The organism is Saccharopolyspora sp. NPDC045839 (assembly GCF_056431645.1).
This window is the reverse complement of record NZ_JBWKKH010000006.1, coordinates 32721-49486: the sequence shown is the minus strand read 5'-3', so window position 1 is coordinate 49486 and position 16766 is coordinate 32721. Positions and strand designations below refer to the sequence as shown.

The 16766-nt window shown below is 71.6% G+C and carries 16 protein-coding genes; 5 read left to right on the top strand and 11 right to left on the bottom strand.

The features are described 5' to 3' along the window. Positions 1-30 precede the first annotated feature (30 nt). Entirely contained in the window at positions 31-924 is an 894-nt protein-coding gene (locus AC07EQ_RS10670; protein ID WP_478387777.1) for a LysR family transcriptional regulator, read from the bottom strand. 173 nt (positions 925-1097) lie between these two features. Here AC07EQ_RS10670 and AC07EQ_RS10665 point away from each other — a divergent pair, with 173 nt between their 5' ends. After that, positions 1098-2156, top strand: coding sequence for a DMT family transporter (locus AC07EQ_RS10665; RefSeq protein ID WP_478387776.1), 1059 nt, complete (start codon positions 1098-1100; stop codon positions 2154-2156). A gap of 43 nt (positions 2157-2199) precedes the next feature. Here the strand turns inward: AC07EQ_RS10665 and AC07EQ_RS10660 are convergent, their stop codons facing one another. Next, positions 2200-3618 (bottom strand): MFS transporter, encoded by a 1419-nt coding sequence (locus AC07EQ_RS10660; protein WP_478387775.1) that lies wholly within the window; start codon positions 3616-3618, stop codon positions 2200-2202. A gap of 349 nt (positions 3619-3967) precedes the next feature. Here AC07EQ_RS10660 and AC07EQ_RS10655 point away from each other — a divergent pair, with 349 nt between their 5' ends. Continuing rightward, the gene (locus AC07EQ_RS10655) at positions 3968-4996 is read left to right on the top strand and encodes an Lrp/AsnC family transcriptional regulator (protein ID WP_478387774.1); all 1029 of its coding nucleotides are present in this window, start codon (positions 3968-3970) and stop codon (positions 4994-4996) included. Here AC07EQ_RS10655 and AC07EQ_RS10650 read toward each other — a convergent pair. Together AC07EQ_RS10650 and AC07EQ_RS10645 are read right to left on the bottom strand one after the other, a co-directional pair. After that, a complete protein-coding gene (locus AC07EQ_RS10650; protein ID WP_358306789.1) occupies positions 4976-5671 on the bottom strand; it encodes a response regulator transcription factor in 696 nt (231 codons plus the stop codon). The two genes, AC07EQ_RS10655 and AC07EQ_RS10650, sit on opposite strands and share 21 nt — an antisense overlap. 37 nt (positions 5672-5708) lie before the next feature. Continuing rightward, positions 5709-7025, bottom strand: a complete 1317-nt coding sequence (locus AC07EQ_RS10645; protein WP_478387773.1) for an ATP-binding protein — start codon at positions 7023-7025, stop codon at positions 5709-5711. Between the two features lie 119 nt (positions 7026-7144). Here AC07EQ_RS10645 and AC07EQ_RS10640 point away from each other — a divergent pair, with 119 nt between their 5' ends. Together AC07EQ_RS10640 and AC07EQ_RS10635 are read left to right on the top strand one after the other, a co-directional pair. Next, on the top strand, positions 7145-8377 hold the full coding sequence (locus AC07EQ_RS10640; protein WP_478387772.1) for a PspC domain-containing protein: 1233 nt from the start codon (positions 7145-7147) through the stop codon (positions 8375-8377). Then, entirely contained in the window at positions 8370-8573 is a 204-nt protein-coding gene (locus AC07EQ_RS10635) for a hypothetical protein (RefSeq protein WP_478387771.1), read from the top strand. The genes AC07EQ_RS10640 and AC07EQ_RS10635 overlap by 8 nt, the downstream gene beginning before the upstream one ends. A gap of 359 nt (positions 8574-8932) precedes the next feature. On the opposite strand, the gene AC07EQ_RS10630 is transcribed toward AC07EQ_RS10635, so the two are convergent. Next, positions 8933-9706 carry an E3 ubiquitin ligase family protein gene (locus AC07EQ_RS10630; protein ID WP_478387770.1) on the bottom strand — a complete coding sequence of 258 codons (774 nt, stop codon included), beginning with the start codon at positions 9704-9706 and terminating at the stop codon, positions 8933-8935. A gap of 100 nt (positions 9707-9806) precedes the next feature. Next, the gene (locus AC07EQ_RS10625; protein WP_478387769.1) at positions 9807-10169 is read right to left on the bottom strand and encodes a winged helix-turn-helix transcriptional regulator; all 363 of its coding nucleotides are present in this window, start codon (positions 10167-10169) and stop codon (positions 9807-9809) included. A gap of 229 nt (positions 10170-10398) precedes the next feature. Between AC07EQ_RS10625 and AC07EQ_RS10620 the strand changes: the two genes are divergently transcribed. Continuing rightward, positions 10399-11289, top strand: a complete 891-nt coding sequence (locus AC07EQ_RS10620; RefSeq protein WP_478387768.1) for a glycoside hydrolase family 16 protein — start codon at positions 10399-10401, stop codon at positions 11287-11289. Between the two features lie 111 nt (positions 11290-11400). Here the strand turns inward: AC07EQ_RS10620 and AC07EQ_RS10615 are convergent, their stop codons facing one another. The 5 genes from AC07EQ_RS10615 to AC07EQ_RS10595 form a co-directional block, all read right to left on the bottom strand. Then, positions 11401-12210: a nitrilase-related carbon-nitrogen hydrolase gene (locus AC07EQ_RS10615; protein WP_478387767.1), complete on the bottom strand. Its 810-nt coding sequence runs from the start codon at positions 12208-12210 to the stop codon at positions 11401-11403. A 290-nt stretch (positions 12211-12500) separates the two neighbouring features. Beyond that, positions 12501-14102, bottom strand: a complete 1602-nt coding sequence (gene guaA / locus AC07EQ_RS10610; RefSeq protein WP_452619149.1) for a glutamine-hydrolyzing GMP synthase — start codon at positions 14100-14102, stop codon at positions 12501-12503. 148 nt (positions 14103-14250) lie between these two features. Next, complete coding sequence (locus tag AC07EQ_RS10605; protein ID WP_478387766.1) at positions 14251-14721, bottom strand: carboxymuconolactone decarboxylase family protein; 471 nt, start codon at positions 14719-14721, stop codon at positions 14251-14253. An 89-nt stretch (positions 14722-14810) separates the two neighbouring features. Beyond that, the gene (locus tag AC07EQ_RS10600; protein ID WP_478387765.1) at positions 14811-15449 is read right to left on the bottom strand and encodes a response regulator transcription factor; all 639 of its coding nucleotides are present in this window, start codon (positions 15447-15449) and stop codon (positions 14811-14813) included. After that, the gene (locus AC07EQ_RS10595; RefSeq protein WP_478387764.1) at positions 15437-16651 is read right to left on the bottom strand and encodes a sensor histidine kinase; all 1215 of its coding nucleotides are present in this window, start codon (positions 16649-16651) and stop codon (positions 15437-15439) included. Before AC07EQ_RS10595 ends, AC07EQ_RS10600 begins: the two co-directional genes overlap by 13 nt. Positions 16652-16766 lie beyond the last annotated feature (115 nt).

Sequence of the window (16766 nt, the reverse complement as noted above, 5' to 3'; positions counted from 1 at the left end):
GCCGCCCGGGAGTTCCGGGCGGCGCGCCGGTCAGCTGGCGACCTCGTGCAGCGTCGCCAGGAGTGAGCGGGCGGCCGGCAGGTCGGCCACCGTTTCGCGGACCGCCGCGTAGAGGCGGCGCGCCGGTTCCGGATTCCGCACCGCCCGCACCACCACGCCGGGGTGCACGATGTCGAGCCCGAGCCGCGGCACCAGCGCGACGCCCAGTCCGGCGGCCACGAAGCCCTGGGCGGAGTAGCTGCCGTCGGTCTCCAGCGCCACCTTCGGCGTGAAACCGGCGCTGTCGTAGGCGTCCCCGAGCAGCCTCGAACAGATGTCGTCGCTGGTCACGGCGCTGTTCACCCAAGATTCGCCGGCCAGCCGGACCAGGTCGATGCAGTCCTCGGCGGCCATCGGGTGCGACTTCGGCAGCACCACCCGGTACGGGTCGTCGGCGAGGTGCACGAACCGCACCCCGCGCCGCTCGGGCACGGAACGGCCCACCACGATGATCGCCAGGTCGGCCTCGCCGCGGGACACGTCGTCGACCAGCTCCGCCTCCTGCATCCGCAGGTCCAGCTGAACGTCGGGGTGTTCGGCGCGGAACTTGGCAACCGCCGGCGGGATCAGCCCGACGCTGGCGGTGTGGAAGAAGCGCACCCGCAGCAGGCCGGTTCGCCCGGCCCGGATGTCGGCCAGTTCCGCCTCGGTGCTGCTGAGCAGGTCGGCGATCCGCCCGGCGCGCTCGGCCAGCAGGGTGCCGGCCGGGGTCGGTTTCAGCCCGCGCCCGACCTTCTCCAGCAGCGGCGTGCCCGCCTCCTTCTCCAGCGTGGACAGCTGTTGGCTGATCGCGGACGGCGTGTACCCGAGGTTCGCCGCGGCCGCGCTCACCGAGCCGCTCGTGACCACAGCTCGCAGCACCTGCATTCGGCGTACGTCCAGCATTCCCCCACAGTACAGCAGATCTGAAACGTCGGTTGATTTTATTTCACTTGTGCTTACGCCTCGGCGGGCGCAACGTAGTAGGCGGAGATCGGTTCGGCGGTCGCCGAAGGTTCGGAGACCTACCGTCTCCGCGGGCTGACACTTCGACCACGCCCCGCGAGACCGGAGAAGACATGAACAACCCGACCAACTACGTGCGGCTGGGCGTGCTTGCGCTGCTGTGGGGCTCCAGCTTCCTGCTGATCAAGCTCGCACTGGGGGCGCTGTCCCCGACCCAGATCGCGCTGACCCGCATCGTGCTGGGCGCCGCGGTTCTCGTCGCGCTGTGCGCGCTGCGCGGCCTGCGGCTGAGCAGCGATCGCAAGCTGTGGCGGCACATCGCCGTCGCCGCGCTGTTCGGCAGCGCGCTGCCGTGGGTGTTGTTCGGCCTCGGCGAGCAGACCGTCGACTCCGGCCTGACCGGCGTGGTGAACGCGACGACACCACTGTGGACGGTGTTGTTCGGGCTGTTCGCCGGGCGCGAGGCGATGCCGCCGGCCCGGCTAGGCGGGCTGCTGCTGGGATTCTTCGGCGTGCTGCTGATCTTCGCGCCATGGCAGGGCGGCAGCCTGCTCGACTGGGGCGTGCTGGCCTGCCTGGGCGCGGCGGTCAGCTACGGGATCGGTTACGTCTACATCGGACGGAACCTGACCGGGGACCACGGCCTGCCGCCGCTGACCCTGGCGGCCATGCAGATGATCGCCGCCACCGGCTACGCGCTACTGGCTCTCCCGCTCGACGGCCTGCGCCCGGTGGGCTGGGATCCCCTCGCGCTGCTCGCGGTCGCGGTGCTGGGCATCTTCGGCACCGGCCTCGCCTTCGCGATCAACTACCGGGTCATCGGCGAGGAGGGCGCGACCACGGCGTCCACCGTCGCCTACCTGATGCCGATCGTGTCCGTGCTGCTCGGCTGGTTGTTGCTCGGCGAAGAACTGGGCCTGCGGGTCCTGCTGGGCATGGCGATCGTGCTGCTCGGCGTGGCGCTGACCCGCCGCTCCACCACCCCGGAACCCGTTGTCGCATCCGAAATCGAGGAGGACGAGATGTCGAACCAGCTCCGCACCCAGCCCACCACCCGCACCGACGAGCTCCCGCCGATCGGGCCGTTGAGCCTCTGGGCGCGGTTCCGCCTCGCCCTGCTGCGCGGTTCCCAGCTCTACGCCGAACTGGCCAGCAACCACCCGATGAAGTGACCGGCGCCGGGGAGTTCCCGATGGAGCGGGAACTCCCCGGCGGTCAGGCCGGTTGGTCGTCGCGGGCCCGCGACGCCGGCTGGGCGTGCAGCGATTCCAGGCTGCGCCCGGCGGTGCGCAGGCCCGCCACGGCGAGGACGAGGGCCCCGATCAGCAAGAGCCCGCACAGCACCGCGAAAACACCGCCGAATCCGATGTCCGCGTACAGGTATCCGATCGCCACCGGCGCCATGATGGCCCCGACCCGGGCGGTGGCGCTGGCCAGGCCCATGCCGGTCGCGCGGGTCTCGGTCGGGTAGATCTCGGACGTGTAGGCGTACAGCGGACCGGCGACGCCGTTCATGAAGAACGACAGGGCGACGGTGAAGCAGAAGATCGCCACGTCGTCGCTCGCGGTGCCGAGCCCGGCCGCGCAGCCGATGCTGCAGCACAGGAAGACCACGATCGTCCACTTGCGGTCGAGGCGTTCGCTGATGGCGGCGGCCACGTAGTAGCCGGGCACCTGGGCGACCGCGCTGGCCAGGGCGAAGGCGAAGCTCTTGGAGATCGTGAATCCCTTGAGCACCAGGAGCGTCGGCAGCCAGGTGCCGTAGCCGTAGTGCGTCGCCTGGATGGCGAACCACAGGACGCACACCACTGCAGTGCGCCCGGCCAGGCCGGGAGCCCACAGCGCGGCGAACTGCCGGATCGCACTCCGCCTGGAGGGGGCGGGCTTCGCGGCCGGTTCCACGACCTCCGGCACGGGCGGCAGTTCCTGCCGGGCGGCGATCTCCCGCTCGAATCGTTCGACGATCTCGGTGGCCTCGGCGATGCGGCCCTGGCTGATCAGGAAGCGCGGCGACTCCACCAGCGTCCGGCGCCACCAGAGCAGCAGGAGCACCGGCGCCACGCAGATCACGCACGCGATGCGCCACCCCGGCTCCGGCGACGGGCTGATCACGGTCACCGCGGTGAGGCCGGCCAGGATGTAGCCGAACCCGAGGAAGACCATCGTGTTGCCGATGTTGCGGCCGCGGTTGCGGGCCGGGAGGAACTCCGAGATGTACGGCACGATCATGGTGGCCTCGGCGCCCACCCCGATCCCGCTGAGGATCCGCCACAGGATCAGCTCGCCCGGGCTGGTCGCGGTCGCCGCGACGAGGGTGAACGCGACGTAGACCAGCAGCGCGTACATCAGCACGCGGCGGCGGCCGATGCGGTCGGCGAGCAGCCCGGCGACCAGCGCGCCGATCAGGTAACCGATGAACACCGAGGCCAGCAGCCAGCCGGCCAGCCCCGACTCGACCTTCCACAGGGCGACCACGGTCGAGGCGGCGTAGCCGAGCAGCACGGCGTCGTAGGACTCGAAGAGGTAGCCGAGGCCGCCCTGCAGCATCAGCCGGCGGTGCGGCTTGCCGACCGGGAGCCGGTCCAGGCGCGCGAGGAGTTCGGTGCCCGTGGGCAGCGGCGCGGAGGCGGTCACCGGCGCCTCCCGGCGGAGGAGCGGTCGCTCAGCGGGCGCGCGGACCGGTGGGCGCCGTTTTCGCGCGAAACCGTCGCCCCGCAGGCGTGGAGAGCGCCGGTTTCGCGCGAAAACGGCGTCGCTCCCCCGCCCGGGAGATGCCCTTCCTGGCGGCTCCTCGGCGACTTCGAGCCGGTTCGCGGTTCCTGGCGCGGTGCGGTGCGGCGGTGCCGCGTCCGCCCGGCATCTGCGCTGGTGGTCATCGCGACTCCTTCCATGCGGTTTGCGGCATGGTCGGCGAACGCGGCGCAGGCATTGTCGAAAGTTGGCGAATCCGTCATGATTCCCGGCTGTGGCGGGGAAATCGGTCATGCTCAGCGAGTCGGACCTGGCACTCGTGAACGCGCTCCAGGTCTGGCCGCGGGCCCCGTGGTCCGCCGTGGCCGCTTCGCTGGGCGTCCGGTCGGCCGATGCCGTGGCCCGCCGCTGGGAACGGCTGTCCGGCAGCGGCGACGCCTGGACGACCGCGTACTTCGCCGCGCCCGCCAACGGCGACTGCGTCGCGTTCGTGACCGTCCGGTGCCTGCCGGGCACCAAGGACGAGGTCGCGGCGGCGCTGGCCCACGACTCCTGCTGCATCTCGGTGGAGGTCACCGCCGGGGCGCAGGACCTGATGCTCACCGTGGCGGCGCAGAACCTCGAAGCGCTCAACCACTACCTGATCCGGCGGGTCGAGCGGATTCCCGGCCTGACCGCGACGACGACGGCGCTGGTCACCCGCTTCTACAGCGAGGGGGCGAACTGGCGGCTGCACGCGCTGGGCGCTTCGGCGCACGCGGCACTGGACCCGGGGCTCGACCGCCAGCAGCCCGGCACCGCGTTCACGTTCAGCGCGCTCGACCGGAGGTTGGCGCGGCTGCTGTCGGAGAACGGTCGCGCCTCCTACGCGGAACTGGCCCGCGATGCCGGCACCAGCCAGGCGACGGCACGCCGCCGAACCACCGCGATGCTGCGGTCCCGCGTGCTCTCCCTGCGCTGCGAGGTGGCCGCGCCGCTGGTCGGCCTGCCCGTCACCGTGACCGTGCGCGGCCGCGTCGCCGCGGAGAACGTGGATCGCGTGGCGGCCGGATTCGCCGGCCTGGCACCGGTCCGGATGTGCGCCACGGTCACCGGCGAGCACAACCTCCTCGCCACGGTGTGGCTGCCATCGATCAGCGCGATCCAGCAGTTCGAGCAGGTCGTGGCGCGGAACTTCCCGAGCTTCGTCGTGCACGACACGCTGGTGAACCTGCGGACCGTGAAGCGGATGGGCAGGCTGCTGGCGGAATCGGGGCGCGCCACCGGCGTCGTGCCGATGCGCGCCTGGTCCGCGTCCGGGTCACACCAGGCGGCGGTCTGAGGCCCAGCGGGAGAGCTCGTAGCGGTTCGACAGCTGGGTCTTGCGCAGCACGCTGGACACGTGCGTCTCCACCGTCTTGACCGAGATGAACAGCTCGGAGGCGATCTCCTTGTACGCGTAGCCGCGCGCCAGCAGCCGCAGCACCTCGCGTTCGCGCGGCGTCAGCAGGTCCAGTTCCGGGTCGCCGACCGGCGCCGAGTTCGGGCCCTCCGAGAACGCGTCCAGCACGAAACCCGCCAGGCGCGGCGAGAAGACGGCGTCGCCGGCCCGCACCCGCTCGATCGCGTCCGCGAGCTCCCGCCCGGAGATGGTCTTGGTGACGTAGCCCCGCGCGCCGCCGCGGATCACCGCTATCACGTCCTCCGCCGCGTCCGACACGGACAGCGCCAGGAACACCACGCTGGTGTTCTTGCTGCGCACCTGCCGGAGCACCTCGGCGCCGCCGCCGTCGGGCATGTGCACGTCGAGCAAGACCACCTCGGGCGCGTAGTGGCCGATCCCGGCGACCGCCTCGGCGACCGAACCGGCCTCCCCGACCACCTCGACCTGGTCGGCGGCCGCCGCCAGCTCGGCGCGCACCCCGGCGCGGAACAACGCGTGGTCGTCGACCAGGAACACCCGGACCGGCCGGGATTCGCTGACCTCGGGTGTCGCTTCACCGGTCACGATCAACATCCTCCATCGCTGGGTTCGTCCCGCAGCGTACGCGAGTTCACGCCGCTGCCCTGGGCATTTCCATCTGCACCTCGGTGCCCGAGCCGGGCGAGGTCCGCACCTTGACCCGGCCGCCGTGCCGCTGCATGCGGCCGTGGATCGAGTCGGCGAGGCCGTGCCGGTCGTCGGGCACCTGCTCCGGGTCGAACCCGGCGCCGCGGTCCCGCACGTACACCGACACCTGCTCGGGCTCCACCTCCGCGTAGACGCTGACCTCCCCCACGCCCGCGTGCTTGGCGGCGTTCACGATCGCCTCGCGGGCCGCGGCGAGCTGCGCGGTCAGGCGCTCGTCGAGGTCGCAGTCGCCGACCACGACCTGCTGGACCTTGACCGCGAAGACGTCCTCGACCTCGCCGCAGATCCGGGCCACCTCGGCGGCGAACCGCGCGGCGGGCCCGTCGTCGGTCGACGCCGTGCCGTCGGAGCCGTAGCCGTCCGGGCCGTAGAGCCAGTTCCGCAGCTCGCGTTCCTGGCCCCGCGCCAGGCGGCGCACCTCGCGCTCGGACTCGGCTTGCTTCTGGATCAGCGCGAGGGTCTGCAGCACGGAATCGTGCAGGTGCGCGGCTATCTCGGCGCGTTCCTGCGAACGGATCCGGCTCGCCCGCTCGACGTTGAGATCGCGGACCAGGCGCAGCCACCACGGCACGGTCAGCACCGCGACGCCGATCAGCGTGGCGACCATCGCGAGCAGCCCGGTGCGGACGTCCGATGGGTCGGAAGTGCCGGCCAGGAAGACCACGATGCCCACGACCACCAGCGCCGCGCCGGCGAGGATGCGCACCAGCGCCGGCCGCCCGCCGCCGCCGACCATCCCGGACCGGGCACCCTGCCGCCACCGGCGGCGCTGCGACTCGTCGGCCTCCCGCCAGACCACGGCGGCGCCGATCAGCACCACCAGCAGCGGTGCGACGACCCACGTCGGCATCGCCACCAGCGAGCCGACCGCCACCATCGCGCCGATGCCGAGCAGGATCATCCCGAAGCCCTGCTGGCGCTCCTTGGTCGAGACCGGCTGCTCCGCACCGGTGCCCTGCGGGACGAACACCCAGAGCATCGCGTAAGCGATGATTCCCGCTCCACCGCACACGGCGAGCGCGGCGAAGGCACCGCGCACCCACAGCACCGGCAGGTTCAGGTGCTCGGCGACACCACCGGCCACGCCGGCCACCAGCCGTCCGGTGCGCCGCCGGTGCAGCTGCGCGAAGGGTGCGGGCTGCTGCCGGTGCTCCGCCGTCAGGCGCGCCGCCGGGATCGTCGGCGGTTCAGCCGCCGCTTCCGCCGCGCTGGTCCGCTTCCGCTTGTACCGGGCTTTCACGACATCGATGGTCACACGCACGCGTGCACGCGGGCATCGGGGACGGGCCCTGACTTTCCGGGCTACCTCAGGGGCGACCCTGATGTCGCCGGCCGCGCCGGACTCGGATAGTGGTTGCCATGACCAGTACGAAGCGGTCCGGCATCGCCGGTTTCGAGGACACCTTGCGGGACTTCTGGGAGACCCGCCCGGTGCGGCCGCGCACCGGGGGCAAACTGGGCGGCGTGTCCGCCGCGATCGGCGCGCGGTACGGCATCGACCCGATCCTGGTGCGCGTCGCCTTCGTCCTGGGCACGTTCTACGGCGGCGCCGGGCTGGTCCTCTACCTGCTGGGATGGCTGCTGTTCCCGAAGGAAGGCGATCCCGTTCCGGGCTCGCCCGAGCCGCCCCGGGAGCCGACGTCCCCGACGCTGGCCGTGGTGATCGTGCTCCTGCTGATCCCGGGAGTGCTCTGGTTGGTGAGCACGCCGTCGATCCTCGGCCTGGCGATCGGCCTCGCCCTGCTCTACCTGCTGCATCACAACTACAGCGACCGCGGCGTCGCGCCGGCGGCACCCCTGGCGACGCCCGAAACCGGCCCGCAACCGGCGGCTCCGGTGGCTGCGAACACCTGGGTCTACCCCGGTACGACATCGACCGCGCCGCCACCGGACGACACGCCGCGGCAGACTCCGCCGGCCTGGGATCCGCTCGGCGCCGCACCGTTCGCGTGGGACCTGCCCGAGCCGAGCGAGCCGGACGAGCCCGAGCAGAAGCAGCCGACGCGGCGCTGGATCAGCTTTGTGACCCTGGGGCTCGCGGCGTTCGCCGCCGCGCTCGCCACCGCGCTGGGCGCGCCGATGAGCACCGCGCTGGCCATCGCGCTCGCCGTGCTGGGCGTGGGCATGGTCGTCGGGGCGTTCCTGCGCGGCGGCCGCGGGCTGATCGGGGCCGCGATCCCGGTCGGCGGGCTGGCCATGCTGCTGGCGGCGCTGCCGCTCGGCGATCTCAGCGGCGAACTGGGCGACGACGAGATCCGGCCCACCGCGATCCAGAACGTCCAGCCGCTCTACAAGCGATCGGCCGGATCGGTCCAGCTGGACCTGCGGGACCTGGAGATCGCCGACGGCCAGGAGCTGCACACCGGCGCCAACGTCGGGCTCGGCGACATCGTCGTGCAGTTGCCGCCGGACGTGGACGTGACCGCGCGGTGCGCGGCGGAGCTGGGCAGCGTGCGATGCCTGGGCGACTCGACGGACGGCCGGTCGGCGGAGCGCACGGTCGTGGACCAGGGCGAGGACGGACCCGGCGGTGGGCACATCGTGCTCGACCTGGTGGTGGGCACTGGAGACGTGGAGGTCGTCCGTGGCTGACGAAGAGACCACCCGCCGTACCGAACGCGGCGGACCGGACATGTTCACGCTGGTCGGCGGCCTGCTCGCGATCGTCATCGCCGGCGGTCTGCTGCTCGGCTTCGGCGGCGACGTGCAGTGGCTGCTCGCGGCGTCCGCGGTCGCGATCGGCATCGGCATGCTGATCGCCTCGTTCCGAACCCGCCGAGACGGCTAGCAACCAGAACCCGAGCTCCCTCGCGCCCGAGGCCATCTCCCCGAGGCCATCTCCCCGAGGCCCTCGCGCACGAAGTCCTCGGTCCCAGTCCCCGACGTCCTCAGTCTTGACGTCCTCGATCCCGAAGTCCTCGATCCTGAAGTCCTCGGTCCCGACGTCCTCGGTCCCGAGGTCCTGGTTCCCGCAATTTCAATGGAAATCGAACCTCTGATTTCCATTGAAATTGCGGAAGTTGTCCACAGGTACCGGTGTGTCGGGGTGTGACACGCCGACGGTCCGCAGTTTCCATTGAAACTGCGGACCATCACCACCGGCGGACCACCACCACCGGCGGGAGCCGGGCGGCGGGCGGCGGGCAGTCAGAGGACGATGTCGAGGACCACGAGGGTGACACCCGCCAGGGCGGCCACCGGGACTCCAATCGCCAGCCACCGGTGCTGGTTCCGGCGGCTGTCGCGGACCTCCTGCTCGGTGCGGGTCGAGACGATGAAGTGGCCGTCCCGCTCGGGTTTGCCGATCACGAGCGGACCGATCTTGTCGTGCACCTCGCCGAGGACGTACAGCCGCCGGCCGGGCCGGATCACCCACTCCTCGTACTCGTAGCCGATCGTGCCGCTGCTGTCGAAGATGTCCGGCAGCTGGAGGCCGAACATCACCGGGCCCTGCGGGTTGTACGGCTCGAACCGATCGACGACCTGTTCCGGCCGGTCCGGGTTGGTGCCGTTGGGATCGACGCCGATCAGCACGCCCTGGTCGTCGCGCAGCGCGTAGCCCTCCCAGGACGTGTGCTGGGCGACGGTCTCGGTGCGCCGTTCCACGTGGCGGCGGCCGTCCCGGTAGTTCACCTGCTCGTAGCGCCGCTTGACGACGTAGCGGAACCAGACGCATTCCGTCTTGCTGAGCTCGGAGACGAGCACGCCCTCCGGCCTCGGGTGGGCCGCGCCGACCACCTCGCACTGCTTGCGGAACCCGCCCCGCGCGCCGACCTCGTCGGAGGCCCGGCGCAGCACCTCCAGCTCGTTGACCGGCAGGGTTTCGGCACCGATCATCGCGTGCAGCTGGTCCCGGGCACGTCGCATGAAGTAGAACCCGACCCCGGCCGCGACGAACAGCACGATCCCGAAGATGACCATCGATCCCCCTCTGCTCGGTCGTGCCCGACCCTAGTTCCGGGTGTCCGGCCGGGACGGCGGTTCCGGCAGATCTGCAATGCTCGCCACGATTCCGCCGGGCTCAGCTCGCGGCGACGTGCACCTTCTCGGCGCCGATGCGGCGGATGCGTTCGCCGCCCCAGATGCCGAGGTCCGCCAGCGCCCGGTTGAGGGATTCGCCGTGCTCCGTCAGCGAGTACTCCACCTTCGGCGGCACCTCCCGGTAGACCTCGCGGTGCACGAGCTCGTCCTGCTCCATCTCCCTGAGGTGCTGCGTCAGCATCTTCTCGGTCACGCCCGGCAGGCCGCGCCGCAGTTCGGCGAACCGCCGGGTCCCGTGCTGGTCCAGCTCCCAGAGGATCAGCACCTTCCACTTGCCGGACACCACGTCCATCGCGGCATCGATGCCGCAGAAGTAGGGCCCGTGCCGGGCTGACTTCACCATCCGCACTCCTCGTGAGACGACCGGAGGACGAGTCGATCCTATCGACCGCGGAACCGATTGCGGCGGCGGAGAAAACGCCGGGGAACCGGCCCGGCGCGGATCTGAACGCGGGTCCAAAACACGACACGAGCGGGACCGGGCGCGGAACCGGTGGGCATACTCGATCGATCCATTCTCGAACCCTGGGCGCGCGGGAGTGGGGCGCTCCCACTACTCGGAAGGAGCCGACATGGCCCCGAGACGACTGCTCGCGGCCGGTGCCGCGCTCGCTCTACTGGCCTCCGCGCCGCTGTTCGAAGCCGGTGCGGCGCCCCGCGCCGAGGTGTTCTTCGACGACTTCTCCGGCTCGGAGCTGGACCGTTCGAAGTGGACGGTCGAGGTGACCGGAGAGAACTTCGGCACCGTCAACCAGGAGCAGCAGGCCTACATCGACTCGCCGGAGACCATCTACTTCGACCAGGACCCGTCGACCGGCGCGAGCAACGGCGCGCTGGTGCTGCACCCCCGGTTCCAGCCCGGCCACCAGGCGCCGGACGGGCAGACCTACGACTTCGTCTCCGGCCGGATCAAGACCCAGGACAAGGTCGAGTTCACCTACGGCAGCTACGCCGCGCGGCTCAAGCTCCCCGAGGGCGCCACCGCGTCCGGGCTGTGGCCCGCGTGGTGGTCGCTGGGCGCGAACATCGACGCCGGCAAGCCGTGGCCGGAGTGCGGCGAGATCGACATCATGGAGCACGTCGGTGAGCCGTGGACGAGCTCGGCGCTGCACGGCCCGGAGTACCACGGCGACACCCCGTTCACGAAGCGCCAGAACTTCGAGGGCAAGGACCCGGCCGACTGGCACGTCTACAAGGTCGACTGGACGCCGGACGGGCTGGCCTTCTTCGTGGACGACGTCGAGACGTACCGGGTCACCAAGCAGGAGATCCAGTCCAAGGGCTGGACGTGGGCGTACGACGACCCGCAGTTCCTGATCCTGAACTTCGCCCTCGGCGGCGGGTATCCCAACGGCGTCAACGGCGTCACGGAACCGTACTTCGGCCTGCCTCAGTCCACAGTAGACAAGGTGGCCGCGGGCAACGTCCGGTACCTGATCGACTGGGTTCGCGTCGAGCAGTGACGCGCGATTCCGCGAAGCGCGAGCTCTGACGTCTCATCAGAAAGTCCCAGGTGGGACGTCAGAGCGACCGGGTGGCAGGCAAGCCCCGCAGTGCCGGCCGGAGCGGGCGCTTCACGCTCCGGCGTGCCCGGTCGGCGGAGCCGGAATGGCGAGGACGCGGTCCCGGAGGACCGGCAGCTCGGTCCGGATCGCCGCGACCGAGCCCACGTCGACGTCCGCGGTCAGGACGTCCTCGCCCGCACCCGCCTCGGCGAGCACGGCGCCCCAGGGGTCGACGACCAGGCTGCCGCCGGCCTGATCCATGCCGCCGTGGGAGCCTGCGGCGCAGCAGGCCAGGACGATGGCCTGCTCCTCGACCGCGCGGGCGCGCACCAGGATCCTCCACTGCTCGCGGCGCCGGGCCGGCCAGGCGGCGGGCACGACCAGGATCTCCGTCCCAGCATCGACCAACGCCCGGAACAACTCGGGAAAGCGCAGGTCGTAACAGGTGGCGAGGCCTAGGTCACCGAACTCGGTGGGGATCGTCACGACATCCCGCCCGGCGGCCATCCGCACGGCCTCACCGGTGTCGAAGCCGTAGCGGTGGATCTTGCGGTACGTAGCGCGCAGCGCCCCGACCCGGTCGAAGACCAATGCCGTGTTGTAGAGCGCGCCGTTCCCGTCGCGCTCCACCACGGTCCCCGCGTGCAACCACACGGCCGCGGATCTGGCCGCCGCCGACATGGCTTGCACCGTTGGGCCGTCCACCGGTTCGGCACCCGCCTGCCAGTCGTCGTAGGCCCAGGCGCCGGTCGTCCAGAGTTCCGGCAGCACGACGATGTCGTCGCCCGCCCGGCGCCGGACCAGATCGGCGGCCCGTGCTCGGCGTTCGTCGGCGGATTCGGTGTCCGAGACCGAGAGCTGGATCAGGGAGGCGCGCATTTCCAGGCCCCTTCCACGAGTCATCCGACGAACAGCGGGAGCGGCGCGCCCCGCAGGCCGGTGCCCGCTCTGCGGCGGTCCGCTCGCCCCATCGGGTGTGCAGCAGCTCGGGTGGCGAAACATACGGCGGCCCCGCATGGCGCGAAGCCGCACGGGGCGGGAGGAGGACGGCATGGGAGGCCGACTCGTTCTCCATCGCCGGCCGTTCACGATTCGGCGCTTCGACCGGTGAAGCGAGAAGGCGCCCCGACCGGCTGGTCGGGGCGCCTTCTGGCTTCAGGCCGCTGGGATCACTCCCACTCGATGGTGCCCGGCGGCTTGGAGGTGACGTCGAGGGTCACCCGGTTGACGTCGGCGACCTCGTTGGTGATCCGGGTGGAGATCCGCTCCAGCACGTCGTAGGGCAGCCGGGTCCAGTCCGCGGTCATCGCGTCCTCGCTGGACACCGGGCGCAGCACCACCGGGTGGCCGTAGGTGCGGCCGTCGCCCTGGACGCCGACCGACCGGACGTCGGCCAGCAGCACCACCGGGCACTGCCAGATGTCGCGGTCCAGGCCCGCCGCGGTCAGCTCCTCGCGGGCGATCGAGTCGGCCGCGCGCAGCGTCGCGAGCCGCTCCGCGGTCACCTCGCCGATGATCCGAATGCCCAGCCCCGGGCCCGGGAACGGCTGCCGGTGCACGATCGTCTCCGGCAGACCCAGCTCCAGCCCGACTCGGCGCACCTCGTCCTTGAACAGCGCGCGCAGCGGCTCGACCAGATCGAACTGCAGGTCGTCGGGCAGCCCGCCGACGTTGTGGTGGCTCTTGATGTTCGCGGCGCCGGTGCCGCCGCCGGACTCCACCACGTCCGGGTACAGCGTGCCCTGCACCAGGAAGTCGATCTGCTCGCCGGCCGCGCCCGCCTCGGCCTGCAGGTCGCGGGCGGCCTGCTCGAATACGCGGATGAACTCGCGGCCGATGATCTTGCGCTTCTCCTCCGGGTCCGTGACACCGGACAGCGCGCCGAGGAACCGGTCCACCGCGTCGATGGTGACCAGCCGGACGCCGGTCGCCGCGACGAAGTCGCGCTCCACCTGGGCGCGCTCGCCGGAGCGCAGCAGGCCGTGGTCGACGAAAACGCAGGTCAGCTGGTCGCCGATGGCGCGGTGCACCAGCGCGGCGGCCACCGCGGAGTCGACCCCGCCGGACAGCGCGCAGATCGCCCGCCGGTCGCCGATCTGCTCGCGGATCGCGGCCACCGTGTCGTCCACGATGGACGCGGTGGTCCACTGCGGGCGGACCCCGGCGATCTCGTGCAGGAAGCGGCGCAGCACCTCCTGGCCGTGCGGCGAGTGCACCACCTCGGGGTGGTACTGCACGCCCGCCAGCCGGCGCTCGACGCTCTCGAAGGCGGCCACCGGGGTGTCCTTGGTGCCGGCGGTGACGGCGAAGCCCTCGGGGGCCTTGCTCACCGAGTCGCCGTGGCTCATCCACACCGGGTGGTGGCCGGGCAGCTCCGCGTGCAGCGTGCCGCCGTCACCGGTGATGTCCAGCTCGGTGCGGCCGTACTCGCGGGTGCCGGTGTGCTCGACCGTGCCGCCGAGCGCGGAGGTCATCGCCTGGAAGCCGTAGCAGATGCCGAACACCGGGATGCCCGCGCTGAACAGCTCCGGGTCGACCTGCGGCGCGCCGTCGGCGTAGACGCTGGAAGGGCCGCCGGAGAGCACGATGGCCGCCGGGTCGCGGCGCGCGATGTCTTCCACCGAGGTGTCGTGCGGGACGACCTCCGAGTAGACCTGCGCCTCCCGCACCCGTCGCGCGATCAGCTGCGCGTACTGGGCGCCGTAATCGACAACGAGGACAGGCCCCTGCCCCTGGCGATCGGCGCCCTTGCTGCTTGCGGTACCGGACACGTCGTCGAAACCTCCTGGCGAGAGCGGTGGCGCCCATTGTCCCAGGTAATCAAGGCCACAGCGGCACCGACCCCGCCCTTGCCCGGCGGGACGGCGGGGAGCCGGGACCGGTGCGACGGCACCGGACCCGGCTCCCCGGTCCGGGAGATCAGAACTGGCCGGGCTGGTAGTCGCCGGCGGGCTGCCGGACGATCACGTTCAACCGGTTGAAGGCGTTGATGAGCGCGATCAGGGACGCCAGCGCGGCGAGCTGGTCCTCGTCGTAGTGCTTGGCGGCGTTCTCCCAGGCCTCGTCCGTGACGCCGCCGGCCGCATCCGCGATGCGGGTGCCCTGCTCCGCCAGCTCCAGCGCCGCGCGCTCGGCCTCGGTGAAGACCGTGGCCTCCCGCCACGCCGCGACGAGGTTGAGCCGCAGCGACGTTTCACCGGCGGCGGCCGCCTCCTTGGTGTGCATGTCGGTGCAGAACCCGCACCCGTTGATCTGGCTCGCGCGGATCTTCACGAGCTCCTGCGTCGCGGCGGGCAGCTCCGACTCCGAGACCGCCTTGTTCGCCGAGACGAGGTGCTTCACGAACTTGCCCGCGACCGGGTTTCCGAAGAGGTTCAAACGCGCATCCATGGTGGGCTCCTCTGCCGTTTCGGTGTCTGCACACCTATGACGAGTCGCCTCGGCACAATGTGACCGGCCGGGCTGTGACGCCCGTCTCGTCAGCCGCCGAGGTAGGCGAGGACCGCGAGCACCCGGCGGTGGCCCGAGTCCCCGACCGGCAGGTCGAGCTTGGCGAAGATGTTCCCGACGTGCTTGAGCACGGCCCGCTCCGTGACGAACAGCCGCGCCGCGATCTCGGCGTTCGCGTAGCCCGCCGCCATCAGCGCCAGCACCTCCCGCTCGCGCGGCGTGAGCGCGGCGAGCGGGTCGTGCCGCCGGGTCAGCAGCTGCGCGACGACCTCCGGGTCCATCACGGTGCCGCCGCCGGCGATCCGGCGCAGCGCGTCGACGAACTCGTCCACCCGAGAAACCCGGTCCTTGAGGAGGTAACCCACCGCGCCCCGGCCGTCGGAGAGCAGCTCGCGCGCGTAGGTCTCCTCCACGTACTGGGAGAACACCAGCACCGGCAGGCCCGGCCGGATCCGGCGCGCCCGCAGGGCCGCCCGCACGCCTTCGTCGCGGAACGACGGCGGCAGCCGGACGTCCACCACGGCCGCGTCCGGCGCCTCCGCCTCGATCAGGTCGAGGAACGGCTCCGCCTCGGCGAACACGGCGGTCACTTCGATGCCCACGGTGCTCAGCAGCAACTTGAGCCCCTCCGCGAGGATCACGTTGTCCTCGACGATCACGACCCGCACGGCAGCACCACTCGGATCCCGGTCGGCCCGCCCTCCGGGCTGACCACCTCGGCCCGCCCGTCCAGGGCCGCGACGCGGTGCCGGATCCCGGCCACGCCGGTGCCCTTCGACTCGTCGATCCCGCCGATGCCGTCGTCGCCGATCTCGATCCGGAGCTCGTCGCCGACCCGGTCGATCGCCGCGGCGGCGCGCGTCGCGCGGGCGTGCTTGGTCACGTTGTTCAGCGCCTCGGCGACGACGAAGTACGCGGCGGCCTCGACCGCGGCCGGAACTTCGCCGAGCTCCGCAACGGTGACCGTGGTCGGCACGGCGCACCGGGCACCGAGCGCGGAAGCCGCCCCGGCGAGCCCGCGGTCGGCGAGGATCGGCGGGTAGAGGGTGCGGACGACGTTGCGCAGCCCACTCATCGCCTCCTCCGCTCCGTCGCGGGCCTCCTGCAGCATGCGGACCGCCATATCGGGGTCGTGGTGTGCCGCTTTCTCGGCGATCCCGAGCCGGATGGCGAGCGAGACCAGCTGGGCCTGCGTGCCGTCGTGCAGGTCGCGCTCGATCCGCCGCAGTTCGGCGCCGTGCGCTTCCAGCGCGCCCGCCCGGGTTTCGGCCAATTCGTCGACCCGCTCGGCAAGTTGGGCGGCCTTGAGCTGCGAGGCCGACGGCGACAGCAGCGCCAGGCTCAGCTTCGCCTGCCACCGCGCCAACGGCGGAACACCCCACCACAGCAGTGCGAACCCGAGCGCGAACTGCACGGCACCGGTACTCAGCGCGAATGGCCAGCTCGTCGCCCGGATGCCCAGCAGGCTCGCGTTCGGCACCACGGGCCAGATCACCATAGTCACCACGGTGGCCAGCGGCCCGGCGACCGCGACCAGGCCGATGAGCCCGCCGATCGTGCCGATCAGCGCGTGGACCGGCAGCCAGCGCAGCACCCGCCAGGTGGCGGAATTCCGCAGCACGGCGCCGAATCCGGTCGCCGCCGGAACGGACGGAGTCGGCACACCGAGCCTCCGCCCGGCTCGGCGGCGCTGCCACTCCGCGAAGCGGTGCAGCGCTGTCAGGAAACCGGGCAGCAGGATGATGCCGATGCCGGTCGCGACCAGCAGTCCGCTGGCGAGGACCAGCGGGATCGAGACCAGCGCGGCGATTCCCGTCGGCAGGCCGATCAGCAGGAAACCGGCATCGCGAACCACCAGGCGCAGCTGCATTGCCCATCACTCTCCTCGAATCCCCGGCGATCGGGGATCTCTCGATCGAGAGTCTGCCGGAGCGGAGCCTGCGGAACAGTGGAGTTCACAACACCATTGGGCCGGGCGCCCACGA

Coding starts and splice junctions, on each gene's coding strand:
- AC07EQ_RS10670 (WP_478387777.1), bottom strand. CDS start 924: ATGCTGGACGTACGCCGAATGCAGGTGCTGCGAGCTGTGGTCACGAGC.
- AC07EQ_RS10665 (WP_478387776.1), top strand. CDS start 1,098: ATGAACAACCCGACCAACTACGTGCGGCTGGGCGTGCTTGCGCTGCTG.
- AC07EQ_RS10655 (WP_478387774.1), top strand. CDS start 3,968: ATGCTCAGCGAGTCGGACCTGGCACTCGTGAACGCGCTCCAGGTCTGG.
- AC07EQ_RS10650 (WP_358306789.1), bottom strand. CDS start 5,671: ATGTTGATCGTGACCGGTGAAGCGACACCCGAGGTCAGCGAATCCCGG.
- AC07EQ_RS10640 (WP_478387772.1), top strand. CDS start 7,145: ATGACCAGTACGAAGCGGTCCGGCATCGCCGGTTTCGAGGACACCTTG.
- AC07EQ_RS10630 (WP_478387770.1), bottom strand. CDS start 9,706: ATGGTCATCTTCGGGATCGTGCTGTTCGTCGCGGCCGGGGTCGGGTTC.
- AC07EQ_RS10625 (WP_478387769.1), bottom strand. CDS start 10,169: ATGGTGAAGTCAGCCCGGCACGGGCCCTACTTCTGCGGCATCGATGCC.
- AC07EQ_RS10620 (WP_478387768.1), top strand. CDS start 10,399: ATGGCCCCGAGACGACTGCTCGCGGCCGGTGCCGCGCTCGCTCTACTG.
- AC07EQ_RS10615 (WP_478387767.1), bottom strand. CDS start 12,210: ATGCGCGCCTCCCTGATCCAGCTCTCGGTCTCGGACACCGAATCCGCC.
- AC07EQ_RS10605 (WP_478387766.1), bottom strand. CDS start 14,721: ATGGATGCGCGTTTGAACCTCTTCGGAAACCCGGTCGCGGGCAAGTTC.
- AC07EQ_RS10595 (WP_478387764.1), bottom strand. CDS start 16,651: ATGCAGCTGCGCCTGGTGGTTCGCGATGCCGGTTTCCTGCTGATCGGC.